This is a genomic window from Cupriavidus sp. H19C3, assembly GCF_049393815.1.
Lineage (GTDB): Bacteria > Pseudomonadota > Gammaproteobacteria > Burkholderiales > Burkholderiaceae > Cupriavidus.
Genome location: NZ_CP184985.1, coordinates 27,476 through 47,567, shown reverse-complemented (window position 1 = coordinate 47,567; position 20,092 = coordinate 27,476). Strand labels below are relative to the sequence as shown.

The window sequence follows — 20,092 nt, the reverse complement described above, 5'->3', positions numbered from 1 at the left end:
CCCGGATGTCTCCGGGCGGCTCCCTGGTGCGCGCCGGCGGCCTGCGCCGCCGCGCTGCCTTGCGATATGCGACGGCTATCGCGACATCGTCGGCATCATGTTGGCGTTCATGTTGTGCATGACCCAGAGCGAGCCACCCAGCACGATGAACAGGATCAGCACGGTGAAGAGGAACGCGACCACGTTGCCGCGTTGCTCGTTCGAGCCATCCAGGTGCAGGAAGTACTTCAGGTGCACCACGATCTGGACCACGGCCATGCCGAGGATGACCCAGAGGATCGTGCCGCGGTCCATGGTGCCATCCATCACGAGCTTGAACGGGATGACCGTCAGGATCACGGCAAGAATAAAGCCGATCACGTACGACTTGACGCTGGCGTGGCCATGGGCGGCGCCATGAGCGTGGCCGTGGGCGTCGCCATGCGCGGCGGAGACCGCGTGGTTTTGGGCCGAGTGGTTTTGCGACATTACATGGCTCCCATCAGGTACACGACGGTGAACACGCCGATCCACACCACATCCAGAAAGTGCCAGAACAGGCTCAGGCACATCAGGCGCTTGGTGGTCGCGGTGGTGATGCCCTTGGTGGTCAGTTGCCACATCAGCACGAGCATCCACAGCATGCCGCTGGCCACGTGCAGGCCGTGGGTGCCGACCAGGGTGAAGAACGACGACAGGAATGCGCTGCGGCCAGGACCCGCGCCTTCGTGGATCAGGTGCATGAACTCGTTGATTTCCATGCCCATGAACGCGGCGCCGAGCAGGAACGTCACGGCCAGCCAGCCCATCACGCGGCTCTTCTGCCCGTTCTGCAGCGACACCATCGCCATGCCGTACGTAATGCTCGAGAACAGCAGGATGAAGGTTTCCACCAGCACGTAGTTGAGCTCGAACAGCTCCTTGCCGGTCGGGCCGCCCGCCACTTCGCCGCGCAGGACGGCAAAGGCGGCAAACAGGCACGCGAACAGGATGCAGTCGCTCATCAGGTACAGCCAGAACCCGAAGATCGTGTTCCCGCTGGTGTCGTGATGCGCGTGGTCATGCGCTTCGTCGTGCGAATGCGCATGCGACGGGGCTTGCGCCCCAAAACGGTCCAGGACTTCAGTCGTCATGATGATCAGGCCCCCGAAGCGATGCGCTGCAGGTTGCGCGCTTCGATCTGCTCGACCTCGGCGGCCGGCACGTAGTAGTCGATATGGTCGTCGTTGGCGCGGCGGATGAACGCCACCACCATGCCGATCAGGCCCACGGCGGCGAGCCACCAGATATGCCAGGTCAGCGCAAAGCCAAGCACCAGGCTGAAGGCACCCATGTAGAAGCCCGCGGCGGTGTTCTTCGGCATGTGGATCTGCTCATAGCCGTCCGTACGGATCTTCTCGCCACGCGCCTTCATGTCGGCAAATGCATCCAGGTCACGCACCACCGGGGTATGCGCGAAGTTGTAGAACGGCGGCGGCGACGAAGTGGCCCATTCGAGCGTGCGGCCGCCCCACGGGTCGCCGGTCACGTCGGCCAGCTTCTTGCGGTCGCGGATCGACACGACGATCTGCAGCACCTGGAAGAAAATGCCCAGCGCCACGAACACGACACCGATCACGGCGATATGGAGCCACGGGGTCCAGGCCGGGTTGTCGGTATGGTTCAGACGGCGGGTCATGCCCATCAGGCCCAGCACGTACAGCGGCATGAACGCGAAGTAGAAGCCGACGATCCAGCACCAGAACGCGCACTTGCCCAGACGCTCGTTCAGCTTGAAGCCGAACGCCTTCGGCCACCAGTAGGTGATGCCGGCCAGGTAGCCGAACAGCACGCCGCCGATGATCACGTTATGGAAGTGGGCGATCAGGAACAGGCTGTTATGCAGCACGAAGTCGGCGGCCGGCACGGCCATCAGCACGCCGGTCATGCCACCGATCACGAAGGTGATCATGAAGCCCAGCGTTCACAGCACCGGCGACGTGAATTGCACGCGGCCACGGTACATGGTGAACAGCCAGTTGAAGATCTTCACCCCGGTCGGGATGGAGATGATCATGGTCGTGATGCCGAAGAACGCGTTCACGTTGGCGCCGGAGCCCATCGTGAAGAAGTGGTGCAGCCACACGATGAACGACAGCACCATGATCGCGCTGGTCGCATACACCATCGACTTGTAGCCGAACAGCTTCTTGCCCGAGAACGTCGCGATGATTTCCGAGAAGATGCCGAAAGCCGGCAGCACCAGGATGTACACCTCGGGGTGGCCCCAGATCCAGATGAGGTTGACGTACATCATGGCGTTGCCGCCGGCCTCATTGGTGAAGAAGTGCATGTCCAGGTAGCGGTCCGCGCCCAGCAGCGCCAGCGACACGGTCAGCACCGGGAAGGCGGCCACGATCAGCACGTTGGTGCACAGCGCGGTCCAGGTGAACACCGGCATGCGCATCAGCGTCATGCCCGGGGCCCGCATCTTGAGGATGGTGACCAGGAAGTTCACGCCGGTCAGCAGCGTGCCCAGGCCCGAGATCTGCAGCGACCAGAGATAGTAGTCGACCCCCACGCCCGGGCTGAAGTCCAGACCCGACAGCGGCGGGTATGCCAGCCAGCCCGTGCGCGCGAACTCACCGACGCCGAGCGAGACGTTGACCAGCAGCGCGCCGGCCACGAACAGCCAGAACGACAGCGTGTTCAGGAACGGAAAGGCCACGTCGCGCGCGCCGATCTGCAGCGGCACCACGAGGTTCATCAGGCCCGTCATCAGCGGCATGGCCACGAAGAAGATCATGATCACGCCGTGGGCGGTAAAGATCTGGTCGTAGTGCTCGGGCGGCAGGAAGCCCGTGTTGCCACCGGTGGCGACGGCCAGCTGGGTACGCATCATGAGCGCGTCGGCAAAGCCGCGCAGCAGCATGATGAGGGCCACCAGCGAGTACATCACGCCGATCTTCTTGTGGTCGACGGACGTAATCCATTCGTTCCACAGGTAACCCCACTTCCCGAACTTGGTGATGGCGCCAAGCAGCGCCAGGCCGCCGAGCATCACCGCGCTCAGCGTCACCATGATGATCGGCTCATGAAACGGAATCGCCGACAGAGTCAATTTGCCAAACATCTTCGCTCCTAGGATTGCGCGCCCGCCACCGGCGTGGCCGGGGCAGTCATGGAGACCTTCGCGTCGCCGATGGTGTTGCGCGACGTGCAGACCGGACCGCCCTCAAAGCCCTCGCGGGCCATGGCGTGACCGCTCATGTCCATGTACTGGTGCAGGATGCCTTCGTAGAGGTCGGCGTCCACCTTGCCGTAGAGCGTCACGGGCACGGCCTCGCTCGGCTTGGCAAGCGTCTTGTATTCTTCGGCGCCGAGCGTCTCGGTCGAGCCGCGCACCTTGGCTACCCACGCGTCGAAGTCATAGTTCGACATCGCGATGGCCTTGAATTTCATGCCCGAGAAGCCACCGCCGCTGTAGTTGGCGGACATGCCGTCGTAGGTGCCGGCTTCGTTGGCGATCAGGTGGAGCTTGGTTTCCATCCCGGCCATGGCGTACACCTGGCTGCCCAGTTGCGGGATGAAGAACGAATTCATGATCGAATCCGACGTGATCTTGAAGTTCACGGGCGTGTTCACCGGCAGCGCCAGCTGGTTGACCGTCGCGATCTTCAGTTCGGGATAGATGAACAGCCACTTCCAGTTCATCGCCACGGCTTCGACGGTGACCGGCTTGACGTTGGATTCGAGCGGCTTGTACGGGTCCAGCTCGTGCGACGAGCGCCACGTGATGATCGCCAGCGCGATGATGATCAGGCAGGGAATCAGCCAGACCACGACTTCGATCTTGGTCGAGTGCGACCAGTCGGGATCGTAGGTTGCCGAAGTATTGCTGGCGCGATACTTCCAGGCGAACACGATCGTGAGGATGATCACCGGCACCACCACCAGCAGCATGAGCCAGGTAGCGATCAGGATGATGCCCTTGATGTCGACGCCAACCTGCCCTTTCGGGTCCATCAGCGCGAAGTTGCAGCCGGCCAGCAGCAGCAGGCCAAGGCAAGGCAGGAACCGCGTCCAGCGCGGCATTCTAGGTGTTTTCATGTCACGACGGTCTGGTTGTGCCACGGCCGGACTCGGCACGCGGCTTCAACTGCCTGATGCACGGGGCAAGAGGCTGGGCTGAGCAGGGAAAAAACCGGGGACGTGGACAGCGACTGACGACTGCGTGCGCGTGGCGCCGGAGCGGCGATGCGTGCGCTGAGGTGGAGGACTGCCCGGATCGCGACCGTGCTGGCAGCAGCGCGGCGTTGATCCACGATGCCTTTGCCATGCCCACCCTGTGCGACCGCCACGCCAGCGCAGCGTGCACGGTTCTTGAGCAGATATCGCAATACGTAAAGCATCGTGGCCGGGAATGTACCGCAACGCAACATTACGGGTAAACCCACGGACAGCGGAAACACTGTTCTGCAAAACGGACAATGACGCAAACCTGACGGCACCATGACGAATGGCCCGTGAAACGGCTTTTTCTCGCTGGATGGCTGCCAGACCGCGACATTTGGTCGCGGTTATTTATGACATATTTTGCTTGCGCCGCCGTATCTTCAAGGGCCGCGTATCGCCAAATTCCGAACAATGGCAGCCCACCCCGCCTGCCGCGCACCGGCCAGTCAGGGGGCAAAAAGACACGAATCCGGGCAAAAACCGGGCGGATTTACGCCAGATCTACGCGTACCGGCGGGTAATCGACTCGGCCACGCAGACCGGCCGCGCCGATCCTTCGCGCTCGACCGTCACCTCCCAGCAGGCCTGGGCGCCGACCAGTTCCGGCGCGTTCGGCAGCGGCTCCAGCCGCTCCACCGTCTTCAGCGCGATGCGGGCACGCAGGCGACTGCCCACCGGCACGGGCGAGGTAAACCGGACGCGGTTGAGGCCGTAGTTGACGGCCACCTTGGTGCCTTCGAAATGGAGGGCATTCTGCATGAACCGCGGCAGCAGCGATAACGTCAGGAAGCCGTGCGCGACCGGCGCGCCAAATGGCGACTCGCGCCGCGCGCGCTCCACGTCGACATGGATCCACTGGTGGTCGCCGGTGGCATCGGCAAACAGGTTGACCTGCTGCTGCGTGATCTCGACCCAGTCGCTGACCGCGACTTCCTGGCCCTGCAGGCTTTCCAGTTCTTCCAGCGAGGCGATGGTGCGCATGCGGACTCCGCGTTGAAGGGATGATCGATTGTCTCAGGCCGGGCGGCGCCCGTACATGCCCATGCCCTTGACGGTGCAGACCAGTTCGCCGCGCTGGTTGGTGGCGCGCCATTCGGTATGCACCACGCCACGGTCCGGCCTGGACGTCGACGGCCGCGTGGCCAGCACCTTGAGCACCACGCCAAGCGTATCGCCCGCATAGACGGGCTTGATCCAGCGGATCTCGTCCACGCCGGGCGAGCCCATGCTCGCCGAGCGCCCGCCCATGTACTGCACCAGCAGCCGCATCATGATGCCGCAGGTCATCCAGCCGCTGGAAATCAGCCCGCCATAGATGCTCCCGGCGGCGGCCTCCCTGTCGACGTGGAACGGCTGCGGATCGTACTGGCGCGCGAACGCGACGATTTCTTCCTCGGTCACGGTATAGCTGCCGAGCGTGTGTTCGCTGTCGACGACGTAGTCTTCGAAATAGACGGGTGATGACATCGGGCACTCCGGTAGGGTGGCATCGCGAAGGCCGCGAGCCGGACGGCGTACCGGCTTGCGCCGGCCGCCGCCCACGAGATGTGGCAAGGTGGGTGACAGCCTGGGGGGCAGCTCGGGTGGCCGGCTGGCGCGACCCGCTCAGGCCGCCGCCAGGAAGCCCGGCTGCGCGGCAAAGCGCCCGATGTGGTGATCCACATCGCCGAAGGTCGTGTTGATCAGCGTCAGCCGCTTGAACATGTGCGCCGCCGGCAGTTCGTCGGTCACGCCCATGCCGCCGTGAATCTGCACCGCCTCCTGGCCCACCGCGCGCGCGGCCTGCCCCACGCGGGCCTTGGCGGCCGACACGTAGCGCCGCCGCTCCTCCGGGCTGGCCTCGTCGAAGCGTGCCGCGGCCAGCAGCGTGATCGAACGCGCCTGCTCGGCGTGGATGAACATCTCCACCATGCGATGCTGGAGCGCCTGGAAGCGGCCGATCGGCGTGCCGAACTGCTGGCGCGTCTTGGCGTACTCCAGCGTGGCCTGGTTCAGGGTGTCGATGATGCCCACCGCCTCGGCGCACAGCAGCACCGCGGCATAGTCGGCGGTGGCGTCGAGGATCTCCCAGCCCTGGCCGTCCGGCCCGATCGGCGTGGCCGGTGCGTCGGTGAAGGTGATATCGGCCGCGCGCAGGTTGTCGATGGTGCGGTAGTCCTCGATGCTGACGCCGCTGCCGCGGGCATCGACCAGGAACAGCGAAATGCCGGCCGTGTCGGCCTCGGCACCGGCCGTGCGGGCCGACACCACGAGCCGGTCCGCCTGCCCGCCGTGGATCACCACCACCTTGCGGCCATCGAGCCGGCCGCCGGTGGCGGTCACGCGCACGTCGTTGAGCGCATAGCGCGCGTGCGGCTCGTTGAACGCCGTGGCCAGCTTGACTTCGCCGGTGGCCACCTGCTCCAGCAGCGCCTCCTGGCCGCCGGCCAGCCTGAGCGCATGCGCGGCCACCACGGTGGCAAAGTACGGCTCGATCACGAGGCCGCGACCCAGTTCCTGCTGCACCACCATCATGTCCACCGCGCTGCCCGCGAAGCCGCCCTGCGCTTCCGGCACCGGCAGCGCGGTCAGGCCGAGCTCCACCAGCGCGCCCCACGCGCGTTCGCTCGTACCGGTGCCCGACCGGTAGGTCGCGCGGCGGGATTCGAAGTCGTAGCTCTTGTCGATAAACCGGCGGACCGCGTCGGCCAGTTGCTTCTGTTCGTCGCTCAGGTTGAAGTCCATGTTCGCGTGTCTCCTTACAGCCCGAGGATCATCTGGCTGATGATGTTCTTCTGAATCTCGTTGGAACCGCCGTAGATCGAGGTCTTGCGGAAGTTGAAGTAATACGCCGCCAGCGGCGCGGCATCGTCGTAGCCGGTCACCGCATGGTCGTGCTCGCATTCGAGATACGCCGTATCGAACGGTTGCGCGTACGGGCCCACCGCCTCCACCATCAGCTCGGTCAGCAGCTGCTGGATCTCGGTGCCCTTGATCTTGAGCATCGACGCCTCGGGGCCGGGGCCCTTGCCGGCTGCTTCGCTCGACACCACGCGCAGCACGGTGATCTCCAGCGCCATCAGTTCGATCTCCAGCGCGGCCACCTTGGCGCCGAACACCGGGTCCTCCAGCAACGGCTTGCCGTTCTTCTGCTGCTGGCGCGCCACGCGCTTGAGAAAGCCCAGCTCGCGTTTGGAATTGCCCACGCGGGCGATGCCGGTGCGCTCGTGGCCAAGCAGGTACTTGGCGTAGGTCCAGCCGCGGTTCTCCTCGCCCACGCGGTTTTCCACCGGCACCTTGACGTTGTCGAAGAACACCTCGTTGACCTCGCGCTCCTCGTCGAGCATGACGATCGGCCGCACCGTGATGCCGGGCGTCTTCATGTCGATCAGGAGGAACGAGATGCCTTCCTGCTTCTTGGCTTCGGGGTCGGTGCGCACCAGGCAGAAGATCATGTCGGCATGCTGGCCGAGCGTGGTCCAGGTCTTCTGGCCGTTGACGATGTAGTGGCGGCCGTCGGCGCTCAGCTCGGCACGCGTCTTCAGCGAGGCCAGATCCGAGCCGGCGCCCGGCTCGGAATAGCCCTGGCACCACCAGTCGGTGCAGTCGAGAATGCGCGGCAGGTAATAGGCCTTCTGGGCCTCGTTGCCGAACTTCATGATCACCGGCGCGACCATTGCCACGCCGAACGGCAGCACGCCGGGCGCGCCCACGCGCGCGCATTCCTCGTCCCAGATATGGCGCTGGGTGGCATTCCACCCCGTGCCGCCGTACTGCACGGGCCAGTGCGGCGCGGACCAGCCCTTGCCCGCGAGCGCCTTGTGCCAGCGCACGAAGTCGTCGCGGTTGGGGCGGCGGTGATTGAGCACCTTGGCGCGGATGTCCGCCGGCAGGTTCGCTTCCAGCCAGCTGCGCACTTCCTCGCGGAAGGCGTTGTCGGCCGCCGAGTAGTTGAGGTCCATGCCTGTCTCCAGTAACGCCGGCACCGGGGCCGGCGAGTTGTTGTGTCGGGCGCATGCTGCGCCGACGGTCAACGGACCTGACTGGACACAGGATGCGGGTCAGTGCGCCGTCTGCTTCAGCGCGTCCGGCAACACGAGCGGAATGGCGTCGATGCCCTCTTCGGCCAGCGCCTGCACTTCCTCCTGCGAGGCCCGTCCGCGAATGCCGCGCTCGGGTGCCTCCTGGTAGTGCATGCGCCGCGCCTCCTCGGCAAACCGGTCGCCAACGTCCTCGGTCTGGGCGAGCACCTGCCGTACCGCGCGCAGATACTGCGACTGCAACGCCTGCAGGGCCTGGCGTGCGCCGCCGGCCGCCGCGGGGGCTGCCCCCGCGGGCTGGCCGGCCTCGGCGGTCGCACCCGACAGGTTCAGGCGCGGCGCACTCGGCAGGCGGCTGACGGCGTGGTCACCACAGACCGGGCACTGGACGAGATCGCGGGCAATCTGCGATTGCGCATCTTCCTCCGAGGCAAACCAGCCCTCGAAACGATGGTCTTGCGCACAGCGCAGGTCGAGCACCTTCATGATCTTTCCAGCCCGTCGGGCAATATTAGCCGTGAATCGAAAATTTGTGAACGGTCGTGCTAATTTTTTATGTGACCGTGTGGCGCGGGGATTCTCGGGGAAAACCCGCGGCGTGGCCGCCGCTCCCGCGCTGGCCGCAAGCTTATCAGCAATCGTGAGATTCAGCCCTGGGTGGGCCGGGACGCCGGAAACGCCGGCTCGCGCTGCTCGCTTGGCTGCCACGCGCCCGACAGGATCTTCTCGAGCCAGAACGCGCCGATGATGGTCTTGACGTCCGTGATGCGTCCCTGCCGTACCCAGTCGATCACCTGGCCAGCCGGGGTAATGAAGGTCTCCAGGAACTCGCCATCGTCGAGCGCCGCCTGCCCCGCGGTCAGGTCGCGGGCCAGGAACAGGTCGATGAATTCGGTCGAGTACGAGATCACGGGATGGATGCGCGTCAGGTAGTCCCAGCGCGCCGCGCGGTACCCGGTTTCCTCCAGCAACTCGCGCTCGCCGCAGCGCTGCGCGCCCTCTTCCGGGTCGAGCTTGCCAGCCGGGAATTCGACCATGACCTCGCCGATCGGATAGCGGAACTGCCGCTCCATCAGCACGGTGCCGTCGTCGAACAGCGGAATCATCATGACCGCGCCCGGATGGAGCACGTATTCGCGCCCGGCCTGCTTGCCGTCGGGCAGCCGCACGATGTCGTGCCTGAGGGTGAGGAACTTGCCGCGATGGATCGTGGCCGACGCGACGCAGGTCTCCGTCAGCCCGGTGTCATCCTGCTCTGTGAGGTCGTCGATCTTGTTGGTCATGAACGCTCCGGGTTAGGTGCGGGCCCGGGCGCAGGGACATCAGGCCGCGCGATGTTTGACCAGGTATTGCCAGGTGAAGCCTGGAAACGCGAACACCAGCATCATGCAGCCGGTGATCGCGTAGAACTGCCAGCCTTGCGGGAAGGCGTTGCCGAGGCTGGACTCCACCGCAAAGCCGGCGGCGCCGGCCACGGCGTACCAGACCAGCAGTTCGCCGAGGCGCAGCCACATGGGCTTGCGCGCCCAGCGCAGCGGCACCACCGCAAACAGCCGCTGGTTGACGAACGGCAGGTTGGCACACACAAGTGCCAGCAAGATGACAAACCAGCCGCCCGCCGCCGCGTTCACGATGGGTTTCCGCTTACGACGCCAGCGAGGCGCGGATCGCCTGGTAGCACAGGTTCATCAGCGCGGCCGGGAAGATGCCGAGCAGGATCACGGCCAGGCCGTTGAGGCTCAGCACGCCACGCAGGCCCGCCGTCGCCTCGATCGGTTCTTCGCCGGCCGGTGCGTCGAAGTACATCAGCTTGACCACGCGCAGGTAGTAGAACGCGCCGATCAGCGAGAACAGCACCGCCACCACGGCCAGCCAGGTCATGCCGGCGTGCACGGCAGCTTCCAGCACCGCCAGCTTGGCGTAGAAGCCCACCATCGGGGGAATGCCGGCCATCGAGAACATCATCACCAGCATCAGGAACGCGAACCACGGGCTGCGACGCGACATGCCCTTCAGGTCGTCGAGCGTTTCCGCTTCGAAGCCCTTGCCGGTACGCAGCAGGATCAGCCCGAACGTGCCGAGCGTGGTTAGCAGGTACGTCACCGAATAGAACATCGATGCGCTGTACGCCTCCGGCGCGCCCTGGGCGGAACCGCCCGCCACGCCAGACAGCAGGCCCAGCAGCACGAAGCCCATATGCGAGATGGTCGAGTACGCCAGCATCCGCTTGAGGTTGGTCTGCACGATCGCGGTCAGGTTGCCGATGGCCAGCGACGCCACGGCCAGCACCACCAGCATCACCTGCCAGTCGGTGGCAAGCGGCAGCAGGCCGTCCACCAGCACGCGCACGATCAGCGCAAAGGCCGCCACCTTGGGGCCGCCGGCGATCAGCAGCGTGACCGCGGTCGGCGAACCCTGGTAGATGTCCGGAATCCACATGTGGAACGGTGCGGCGCCAAGCTTGAACGACAGGCCGGCGACGATGAACACCACGCCAAACGCCAGCATGGTCGTATTGACGCGACCCGATTCGACCACGCGGAACACTTCGCCGAGGTTCAGCGAACCGGTGGCGCCGTACATCATCGACATGCCGTAGAGCAGGAAGCCCGAGGCCAGCGCGCCCAGCACGAAGTACTTCATTGCCGATTCCGACGTCACGCGCGACTCGCGGCGCAGTGCCACCAGCGCGTACGACGACAGCGACAGCAGTTCCAGGCCCAGGTACAGGGTCAGGAAGTTGTTGCCGGTGATCATCACGATCTGGCCGCCGAGCGTGAACAGCGCGAGCATGTAGAACTCGCCGGCGAACATGTCGCGCTCCTGCAGGTAGCGGCGCGTGTAGACCAGCGTGACGAACATGCCGAGCGAGCAGAACGCCGACAGCACGTTGGCCATCGGGTCGATCACGACCAGGTTGGCAAACGCGTAATGGGTCTGGCCGCTGGCCGCGTCGAGGCCGAACCAGAAGGTCAGCACGAGCGTGGTCAGCAGCGAAAGCGGATACGCCACGCTCTGGCGGCCCTTGCCGCGCGCGAGGTCGATCCAGTTGATCGCCGCGATGGCGACCGCGAGGAAAATGATGGGCGCCACGGGGGCCAGGCTAGACGACGGTTGCATGTTGATTTCTCTCCCCCGCTTACAGCTTGGACTGCGCGACGTGCGTCAGCAGGTTCGCCACCGATGCGTGCATCACATCGGTAAAGGGTTTCGGATACAGGCCCATGTACAGGGTCGCAAGCGCCAGCACGCCGAGCATGAAGAACTCGCGCCGGTTCAGGTCCACCAGCTCACGCACATGCTGGTGCACCATCTCGCCGAAGATCACGCGCTTGACCATCCACAGCGAGTACGCCGCGCCGAAGATCAGCGCCGTGGCGGCCAGCAGGCCGATCCAGAAGTTGTACTTGACGGCACCCAGGATCACCATGAATTCGCCGACGAAGCCCGAGGTGGCCGGCAGGCCGCAGTTGGCCATCGCAAAGAACACCGACAGCGCCGCGAACTTCGGCATCACGTTCACCACACCGCCGTAGTCGGCGATCTGGCGCGAGTGCACGCGGTCATATAGCACGCCGATGCACAGGAACATCGCACCCGACACAAAGTGGTGCGAAATCATCTGGATGATGCCGCCCTCGACGCCGATGTCGTTGAAGATGAAGAAGCCCAGCGTGACGAAGCCCATGTGCGCGATCGACGAGTACGCCACCAGCTTCTTCATGTCGGCCTGCACCAGCGCCACCAGGCCGATGTAGATCACCGCGATCAGCGAGATCGTGATGATGAACGGGGCCAGCGTGTGGCTCGCGTCCGGCGCGATCGGCAGCGAGAACCGCAGGAAGCCGTACGCACCGAGCTTCAGCATGATCGCCGCCAGCACCACGGAGCCACCGGTCGGCGCTTCCACGTGGGCATCCGGCAGCCAGGTGTGCACCGGCCACATCGGCACCTTGACCGCGAAGGCCATGAAGAACGCGACAAAGATCGCGATCTGCTCGCTCATCGACAGCTTGGCCTGGTGCCAGCTGAGGATGTCGAAGGTACCGGTCTTGCTGTACAGGTACAGCAGCGCGACCAGCGTCAGCAGCGAGCCGAGCAGCGTGTACAGGAAGAACTTGAAGGCCGCATAGACGCGGTTCGGACCGCCCCACACCCCGATGATGATGTACATCGGGATCAGCGTGGCCTCGAAGAACACGTAGAACAGCAGGCCATCCAGCGCCGAGAACACGCCGACCATCAGGCCGGACAGGATCAGGAACGCGGCCATGTACTCGGCCACGCGCTCGGTGATCACTTCCCAGGCCGAGATCACCACGATCACGGTGATGAAGGCGGTCAGCACCACGAACCACATCGAGATACCGTCCACACCGAGGTGGTACTGGATCTTGAAGCGTTCGATCCATGTCATCTGCTCGACGAACTGCATCGCCGCGGTACCGGGCTCGAAGTGCGCCACCAGCGGCAGCGTGACGACGAAGCTCAGCAGTGCGCCGAACAGGGACACCCAGCGCACGAAGCACTTGCTCCTGTCCGAGCCGAAGAAGAGGACAAGCAGGCCGAAAAAGATAGGCAGCCAGATTGCGAAAGACAGAACCATTTCCTTGTTTTCCTTACTTGGTGCCTATCACTTGGTGCCTATCACGCCGGTGACCGTCAGCGTCAGCAGCACCAGCATGCCGACGATCATCGCAAACGCATAGTGGTAGATATAACCCGACTGCAGGTAGCGGCTGGCCGCGGCAAACGTCGCCACCACGCGGGCGGAGCCGTTCACCAGCAGGCCGTCGATCAGGCCCTGGTCGCCGCCCTTCCACAGGCCGGTGCCCAGCAGGCGCGCGCCGCGCGCGAACACGGCCTGGTTGATCGCATCCATGTAGTACTTGTTGTCGAGCAGCTTGTAGAGACCGGAGAAGCGCTTCTGCAGCGCGGCCGGAATGTCCGGACGCTTCATGTAGAAGAACCACGACAGCACCACGCCCGCGATGGCGAGCCACAGCACCGGCGTCGTCAGCGAGTGCAGCGCCATCGGCACCCAGCCGTGGAACGCTTCCTTCAGTTCCTCCATCGCATGGTGGTTCTCGCCGACGAAGATTACGTCCTTGAAGGCCACGCCATGCTTGAAGAAGTCGCCGAACAGCATCGGCTCGATCGCGATCGCGCCGATGATCACCGACGGGATGGCGAGCAGCACCAGCGGCAGCGTGACCACCCACGGCGATTCGTGCGGCTTCTGGCCCGGGGCCAGGCCGTGGTGATGTTCGTCGTGGTCATCGCCATGATCGTCGGCATGCGCATCGGCATGATGGGCGTCATGGCCGTGGCCATGGTCGGCATGCGCCTTGCCGAAGCGCTCTTCCCCGTGGAACACCAGGAAGTACATGCGGAACGAGTAGAACGCCGTCACGAACACACCGGCCAGCACCGAGAAGTACGCAAAGCCCGAACCCGCCAGGTGCGACTCGGCCACCGCCTCGATGATCGAGTCCTTGGAGTAGAAGCCCGAGAAGAACGGCGTGCCGATCAGCGCCAGCGAGCCGACCAGCGAGGTGATCCAGGTGATCGGCATGTACTTGCGCAGGCCGCCCATGTTGCGGATGTCCTGGTCGTGGTGCATGCCGATGATGACCGAGCCCGCGCCCAGGAACAGCAGCGCCTTGAAGAACGCGTGGGTCATCAGGTGGAACACCGCCACCGAGTAGGCCGAGGCGCCCAGCGCGACGGTCATGTAGCCCAGCTGCGACAGCGTGGAATACGCCACCACGCGCTTGATGTCGTTCTGGATGATGCCCAGGAAACCCATGAACAGGGCCGTGATGGCGCCGATCACGAGCACGAACGAGAGCGCGGTGTCCGACAGCTCGAACAGCGGCGACATGCGCGTGACCATGAAGATGCCCGCCGTCACCATGGTGGCCGCGTGGATCAGCGCGGAAATCGGGGTCGGGCCTTCCATCGAGTCGGGCAGCCACACGTGCAGCGGGAACTGCGCCGATTTGCCCATCGCGCCGATGAACAGGCAGATGCACGCCACCGTCAGCATCATCCAGTCGGTGCCCGGGAAGATCACCGCCGCCAGCTTCTCGCGCGCGGCGAACACGTCGGCGTAGTTCATGCTGCCGCTGTAGGCCAGCAGCAGGCCAATGCCGAGGATAAAGCCGAAGTCGCCCACGCGGTTGACCAGGAACGCCTTCAGGTTGGCGAAAATCGCGGTCGGACGCGTGTACCAGAAGCCGATCAGCAGGTACGACACCAGGCCCACCGCTTCCCAGCCGAAGAACAGCTGCAGGAAGTTGTTGCTCATCACGAGCATCAGCATCGAGAACGTGAACAGCGAGATATAGGCGAAGAAGCGGTTGTAGCCGGGGTCCCCTTCCATGTAGCCGACGGTGTAGATGTGCACCATCAGCGAGACGAAGGTCACCACCACCATCATCATCGCGGTCAGCGAATCCACCAGGAAGCCGACCTCGAACCTGAGGCCACCGATGTTCATCCACTCGTAGACCGTGGCGTTGTAGCCAGCGCCGTCCATGACGTCGTTCAGCACCATCAGCGACAGCACGAACGCGATCGCGACGCCGAGGATCGTGGCCGAGTGCGCCACGACGCGGCCGCCGCGCGACTCGGAGGAAAACAGGCCGAAGAACTTCGTACCGAACAGGCCGGCTATCGCGGCGCCGGCTAGCGGCGCCAGCGGAATCGCCAGCAGCAGGTTGGGGTTGAGCGTGGTTGCCATAGGACGCTTATTGGTGTGCGGTCGGTGTGTGGTCGGTGTTCGTCGTGTCCGGCACGGATCAGCCCTTCAGGGTATCCATGTCGTCGACGTTGATCGTGTCCAGGTTACGGAACAGCACGACCAGGATTGCCAGACCGATTGCCGACTCGGCAGCGGCCACCGTGAGGATGAAGAAAACGAAAACCTGTCCGGCCAGGTCGCCCAGGTAATGCGAGAAGGCGACGAAGTTCATGTTCACCGCGAGCAGCATCAGCTCGATCGCCATCAGCAGCACGATCACGTTCTTGCGGTTCAGGAAGATGCCGACGATGCTGATCGCAAACAGGATCGCACCGAGCACGAGGAAGTGGGCGAGAGAGAGCACAGCGATTTCTCCGGGCTTAGTTCTTGTTGGCGGTTGCCGCGGCATCCGCTTCGGCCCGGCTGCCCTGCGACGCGACCGGCATGCTGACCAGGCGCACGCGGTCTTCGCGGCGCGTACGCAGCTGGACCGACACGTCCTGGGCCTTGACGTCCTTGCGGCGGCGCAGCGTCAGCGCCACGGCGGCGATGATCGCCACCAGCAGGATGATGCCGGCCACCTCGAACGCATACACGTAATCGCTATAGATCAGCTTGCCGAGCGCGGCGGTGTTCGAATAGTTCGGGTCCTGTGCGCCCGCGATCGCCACCGGCGTGGTGGTGCCGATGAAGTTGCGCACCAGCACGATCGCCATCTCGGCGATGATCAGCGCGCCGATCACCGAGGCCATCGGCACATACGTCCAGAAGTCGCGGCGCAGGTGCTCGATATCGATATCGATCATCATCACCACGAACAGGAACAGCACCATCACGGCGCCGACGTAGACCAGCACGAGCAGGATCGCCAGGAACTCGGCCTTCAGCAGCATCCAGATCGCGGCGGCCGTGAAGAACGACAGTACGAGGAACAGTGCGGCATGCACCGGGTTCTTGGCCGTGATGACTTTCAGTGCGGAGAGCACCAGCACCAGGGCAAAGACATAGAAGATGGTGGTCGTGAGTTCCATGGTCCGTGTCGGATTCTCTTGCCGTGTTCCGCACAGGCCACCCACGGGGTGTCCTGGCATGCAGCGGCATCCTTCTGTTGGGCGCCCCGGACATTGCCGGGGCGCGCCTGATTGCAATAGCTTGAAAACTGCTTAGCGATACTTCGCGTCGGCAGCCTTGGCCGCCGCGATCTGCGGCTCGTAGCGGTCGCCCACGGCCAGCAGCATGTCCTTCGTGAAGTACAGGTCGCCGCGCTTTTCGCCGTGGTATTCGAGGATGTGCGTCTCGACGATGGCGTCAACGGGGCAGGCTTCCTCGCAGAAGCCGCAGAAAATGCACTTGGTCAAGTCGATGTCGTAGCGCGTGGTGCGGCGCGTGCCGTCGTTGCGCACATCCGATTCGATCGTGATGGCCAGCGCCGGGCACACGGCCTCGCACAGCTTGCACGCGATGCAGCGCTCTTCCCCGTTGGGGTAGCGGCGCAGCGCGTGCAGACCGCGGAAGCGCGGCGACATCGGCGTCTTCTCTTCCGGAAACTGGACCGTGACCTTGCGCGCGAAGAGATAGCGGCCGGTCAGTGCCATGCCCTTGAAGAGTTCCTTCAGGAGCAGGCTGTTGAAAAAGTCCTTGATCGTGGTCAGCATGACGATGACTTCCTAATTCAATGCCAGATGTTCCACGGCGACTTGATCCAGATCGCCACGATAATCAGCCAGCCCACGGTGAGCGGAATAAACACCTTCCAGCCCAGACGCATGATCTGGTCGTAGCGGTAGCGCGGGAACGACGCGCGGATCCAGATGAATACCGACAGCAGCAGGAAAACCTTGAACAGCAGCCAGAAGAAACCGGGGATCGCGTTGGTGATGGCGCTCGAGAACGGGGGCGCCCAGCCGCCGAGGAACATCAGCGCGGTCATCGTGGAGATGACGATCATGTTGATGTATTCGGCCAGGAAGAACAGCGCGAACGCCATGCCCGAGTACTCGATCATGTGACCGGCCACGATTTCCGATTCGCCTTCCACCACGTCAAACGGGTGACGGTTGGTCTCCGCCACGCCCGAGATGAAGTACACGCCGAACATCGGCAGCAGCGGCAGCCAGTTCCACGACAGGATGTTGAGGCCCATGTTGGCGAAGTAGCCGGTGTTCTGGCCGTTCACGATGGCCGACAGGTTCAGGCTGCCCGACACCATCAGCACCGTCACGAGCGCAAAGCCCATGGCGATTTCGTACGACACCATCTGCGCCGCGGCGCGCATCGCGCCGATGAACGCGTACTTCGAGTTCGAGGCCCAGCCGGCGAGAATCACGCCGTACACGCCCACCGAGCTGATCGCCATGACGTACAGCAGGCCGGCATTCACGTCGGCCATCACCACTTCGGCCTGGAACGGAATCACCGCCCAGATCGCCACGGCCGGCATCAGCACCATCAGCGGCGCCACCAGGTACATCACGCCGCTGACCTGCGACGGCATCATGACTTCCTTGAGCAGCAGCTTCAGCACGTCGGCGATCGGCTGCAGCAGGCCGAGCGGACCCACGCGGTTCGGACCCAGACGCACGTGCATCCAGCCGATCAGCTTGCGCTCCCACAGAATCAGGTATGCCACGCACAGCAGCAGCGGCACCACGATAAGCACGGCACGAATCAGGATCCACAGCGGCGTCCAGGCGCTACCGAAGACTGCGTGACCTTGCGAGGTAATCCATTCGATCATGTTGCGTTCTCGCTTTTCTTATGCGGTGACCGTCGCGGCCTGCTGGCCCGCGGACAGATCGAGTGCGCGCTCCACGGTAACGGTGCCGAACATGGCGCCGAGGCTCGCCGCGGCGACGGTGGCGGCCGACACCCGCACGGTGTTGGCCGGCAGCGTGTTCTCCAGGGCGGCCGGCAGCACCACGCTACCCTCGCCCTGCGTCACGCGCACCGGATCGCCCACCTGCACGCCCAGCTGGTCGAACAGGTCCGACGACAGCGCCACCTGCATGGCACGGCGGGCGGCGGCGGTCAGTTGCAGCGAATCGGCACGGCGCACGATCGGATCGGCGTGGTAGATCGGCACATCCGCGATACGCTCCACACCGCCGGCCGCCGCCGCGCTCACGCGGACCGGCGCGCTGGTGGTGTTGTTCAGCGTCGGTGCCACCGGGTTGGCCAGCACGGCCTCGCGCACGGCTTCCGCGGTGTCGAAGTCGAAGCCCGGCACCTCGAGCAGGTTGCCCAGCACGCGCAGCACCTTCCAGGCCGGGCGCGATTCGCCCAGCGCGCGCACCACGCCGTTGAAGCTCTGGGCACGGCCCTCGGCATTCACGAAGGTACCGGCGGTCTCGGTGAACGGCGTGACCGGCAGGATCACGTCGGCATATTGCATGGCGGCTTCCGACGCGAACGGCGACAGCACCACCACGGTACCGGCCTGTTGCAGCGCGGCCAGTGCCAGGCGCGGATCGGCGGTATCGAATTCCGGTTCGGTATTGAGCAGCACGTAGGCCTTGCGCGGCGTCTCCAGCATCGCCCGCGCATCGGCACCGCCCTGCTGCGGCAGCGCGCCGGCGACATAGCCGCCGACCGTGTTGGCCGCTTCGGTCAGGAAGCCCAGCGTGGCGCTGGTTTCCGTGGCGATCCATTGCGCCAGCGCGTGCAGCGCCGAGAACTGCGGATGACGCACGGCCTCGTTGCCGAGGAAGACGGCACGGCGTTCGCCGGACAGCAGCGCCTCGGCCACCGTACGTGCGAGGTCGTCGGCGGCATGGCCTTCGATACCGGCCGGTGCGGCCACGCCCTTGGCGGCGGCAATCGCGTTGGCCACGCGGGCCAGCGCGCCGGCCCAGGCCGACGGCGCCACGTCGAGGCGCGCCGCCAGCGGCATCAGCAGGTCTTCGCCACCGGCGCCGAGCACCGCGACGCGGGCGCCCTTCTTGCCGGCCTGGCGCAGACGCGAGGCCAGCAGCGGATGATCCTTGCGCAGCGAGGAGCCGATCACGAGCACGCGCTGCAGCGCCGACACGTCGGCAATCGGCAGGCCCAGCCACGGCGTGCCGTTCAGCTTGGCCGAGAAGTCCGACTGACGCAGGCGGAAGTCGACGTTGTCGCTACCGAGGCCGCGCACGAGCTTACCCAGCAGGAACAGCTCCTCCAGCGTGCTGTGCGGGCTGGCCAGCGCGGCGATCTGGTCGGCGCCATGGTCGCGCTTGATGCTGGCGAGGCCGTTGGCCACGTATTCGAGCGCGGTCTGCCAGTCGGTTTCCATCCATTCGCCGCCCTGCTTGAGCAGCGGACGGGTCAGGCGGTCCGGGCTGTTCAGGCCTTCGTACGAGAAGCGGTCACGGTCCGACAGCCAGCACTCGTTGATGTCTTCGTTCTCGAGCGGCAGCACGCGCATGACGCGCTGGTTCTTGGTCTGCACCACGAGGTTCGCGCCGAGGCTGTCGTGCGGCGACACCGACTTGCGGCGCGCCAGCTCCCAGGTACGGGCCGAGTAGCGGAACGGCTTGCTGGTCAGCGCGCCGACCGGGCACAGGTCGATCATGTTGCCCGACAGTTCGGAGTCGACCGTCTGGCCGACGAACGTCGTGATCTCGGAGTGCTCGCCGCGGTTCAGCATGCCCAGCTCCATCACGCCGGCCACTTCCTGGCCAAAGCGCACGCAGCGGGTGCAGTGGATGCAGCGCGTCATCTCTTCCATGGAGATCAGCGGGCCCACGTTCTTATGGAACACCACGCGCTTCTCTTCCTTGTAGCGCGACTCCGATGCACCGTAGCCCACCGCCAGATCCTGCAACTGGCATTCGCCGCCCTGATCGCAGATCGGGCAGTCGAGCGGGTGGTTGATCAGCAGGAATTCCATCACGGACTTCTGCGCCTTGACGGCCTTCTCCGAATTGGTGAAGACCTTCATGCCCGGCGTCACGGGCGTGGCGCAGGCGGGCAGCGCCTTGGGCGCCTTTTCCACCTCGACCAGGCACATGCGGCAGTTCGCCGCGATGGACAGTTTGCGGTGGTAGCAGAAGTGCGGGATGTAGGTGCCCAGCTTGCGGGCCGCTTCCATCACGAGGCTGCCTTCCGCAACCTCTACCTTCTTGCCGTCGATCTCGAGTTCAACCATGTTCTGCCA

General features: G+C 64.7%; 18 protein-coding genes and 1 pseudogene. All 19 read right to left on the bottom strand.

Annotated features, from left to right (window positions below):
• Positions 1-75 precede the first annotated feature (75 nt).
• Positions 76-468 (bottom strand): cytochrome o ubiquinol oxidase subunit IV, encoded by a 393-nt coding sequence (gene cyoD / locus DFLDMN_RS00245; RefSeq protein WP_423196540.1) that lies wholly within the window; start codon positions 466-468, stop codon positions 76-78.
• Positions 468-1,112 (bottom strand): cytochrome o ubiquinol oxidase subunit III, encoded by a 645-nt coding sequence (gene cyoC, locus DFLDMN_RS00240; RefSeq protein WP_423196539.1) that lies wholly within the window; start codon positions 1,110-1,112, stop codon positions 468-470. Before cyoC ends, cyoD begins: the two co-directional genes overlap by 1 nt.
• A 5-nt stretch (positions 1,113-1,117) precedes the next feature.
• Positions 1,118-3,091 (bottom strand): annotated as a pseudogene (gene cyoB, locus DFLDMN_RS00235) (cytochrome o ubiquinol oxidase subunit I).
• An 8-nt stretch (positions 3,092-3,099) separates the two neighbouring features.
• A complete protein-coding gene (gene cyoA, locus DFLDMN_RS00230; protein WP_423196538.1) occupies positions 3,100-4,068 on the bottom strand; it encodes a ubiquinol oxidase subunit II in 969 nt (322 codons plus the stop codon).
• Between the two features lie 627 nt (positions 4,069-4,695).
• Entirely contained in the window at positions 4,696-5,175 is a 480-nt protein-coding gene (locus DFLDMN_RS00225; RefSeq protein WP_423196537.1) for a MaoC family dehydratase, read from the bottom strand.
• 33 nt (positions 5,176-5,208) lie between these two features.
• Positions 5,209-5,661, bottom strand: coding sequence for a MaoC family dehydratase (locus tag DFLDMN_RS00220; protein ID WP_423196536.1), 453 nt, complete (start codon positions 5,659-5,661; stop codon positions 5,209-5,211).
• Between the two features lie 138 nt (positions 5,662-5,799).
• Entirely contained in the window at positions 5,800-6,918 is a 1,119-nt protein-coding gene (locus tag DFLDMN_RS00215) for an acyl-CoA dehydrogenase family protein (protein ID WP_423196535.1), read from the bottom strand.
• A 14-nt stretch (positions 6,919-6,932) separates the two neighbouring features.
• A complete protein-coding gene (locus DFLDMN_RS00210) occupies positions 6,933-8,135 on the bottom strand; it encodes an acyl-CoA dehydrogenase family protein (protein WP_423196534.1) in 1,203 nt (400 codons plus the stop codon).
• A 99-nt stretch (positions 8,136-8,234) separates the two neighbouring features.
• Positions 8,235-8,699: a DUF1178 family protein gene (locus tag DFLDMN_RS00205; protein ID WP_423196533.1), complete on the bottom strand. Its 465-nt coding sequence runs from the start codon at positions 8,697-8,699 to the stop codon at positions 8,235-8,237.
• A gap of 161 nt (positions 8,700-8,860) precedes the next feature.
• On the bottom strand, positions 8,861-9,496 hold the full coding sequence (locus DFLDMN_RS00200; protein ID WP_423196532.1) for an NUDIX domain-containing protein: 636 nt from the start codon (positions 9,494-9,496) through the stop codon (positions 8,861-8,863).
• A gap of 39 nt (positions 9,497-9,535) precedes the next feature.
• Positions 9,536-9,844, bottom strand: coding sequence for a DUF2818 family protein (locus DFLDMN_RS00195; protein WP_423196531.1), 309 nt, complete (start codon positions 9,842-9,844; stop codon positions 9,536-9,538).
• A 13-nt stretch (positions 9,845-9,857) separates the two neighbouring features.
• The gene (gene nuoN, locus DFLDMN_RS00190; RefSeq protein WP_423196530.1) at positions 9,858-11,333 is read right to left on the bottom strand and encodes an NADH-quinone oxidoreductase subunit NuoN; all 1,476 of its coding nucleotides are present in this window, start codon (positions 11,331-11,333) and stop codon (positions 9,858-9,860) included.
• A gap of 19 nt (positions 11,334-11,352) precedes the next feature.
• Positions 11,353-12,819: an NADH-quinone oxidoreductase subunit M gene (locus DFLDMN_RS00185; protein WP_423196529.1), complete on the bottom strand. Its 1,467-nt coding sequence runs from the start codon at positions 12,817-12,819 to the stop codon at positions 11,353-11,355.
• Between the two features lie 27 nt (positions 12,820-12,846).
• Positions 12,847-14,958 carry an NADH-quinone oxidoreductase subunit L gene (gene nuoL / locus DFLDMN_RS00180; protein ID WP_423196528.1) on the bottom strand — a complete coding sequence of 704 codons (2,112 nt, stop codon included), beginning with the start codon at positions 14,956-14,958 and terminating at the stop codon, positions 12,847-12,849.
• Positions 14,959-15,016: 58 nt separating this feature from the next.
• Positions 15,017-15,322 carry an NADH-quinone oxidoreductase subunit NuoK gene (nuoK, locus tag DFLDMN_RS00175; RefSeq protein ID WP_006156828.1) on the bottom strand — a complete coding sequence of 102 codons (306 nt, stop codon included), beginning with the start codon at positions 15,320-15,322 and terminating at the stop codon, positions 15,017-15,019.
• Positions 15,323-15,338: 16 nt separating this feature from the next.
• The gene (locus tag DFLDMN_RS00170; protein ID WP_423196527.1) at positions 15,339-15,989 is read right to left on the bottom strand and encodes an NADH-quinone oxidoreductase subunit J; all 651 of its coding nucleotides are present in this window, start codon (positions 15,987-15,989) and stop codon (positions 15,339-15,341) included.
• Positions 15,990-16,121: 132 nt separating this feature from the next.
• Complete coding sequence (gene nuoI, locus DFLDMN_RS00165) at positions 16,122-16,613, bottom strand: NADH-quinone oxidoreductase subunit NuoI (protein ID WP_423196526.1); 492 nt, start codon at positions 16,611-16,613, stop codon at positions 16,122-16,124.
• Between the two features lie 17 nt (positions 16,614-16,630).
• Positions 16,631-17,695, bottom strand: a complete 1,065-nt coding sequence (nuoH, locus tag DFLDMN_RS00160; protein WP_423196525.1) for an NADH-quinone oxidoreductase subunit NuoH — start codon at positions 17,693-17,695, stop codon at positions 16,631-16,633.
• A gap of 18 nt (positions 17,696-17,713) precedes the next feature.
• Positions 17,714-20,083: an NADH-quinone oxidoreductase subunit NuoG gene (gene nuoG, locus DFLDMN_RS00155; RefSeq protein ID WP_423196524.1), complete on the bottom strand. Its 2,370-nt coding sequence runs from the start codon at positions 20,081-20,083 to the stop codon at positions 17,714-17,716.
• Between the last annotated feature and the right edge of the window lie 9 nt (positions 20,084-20,092).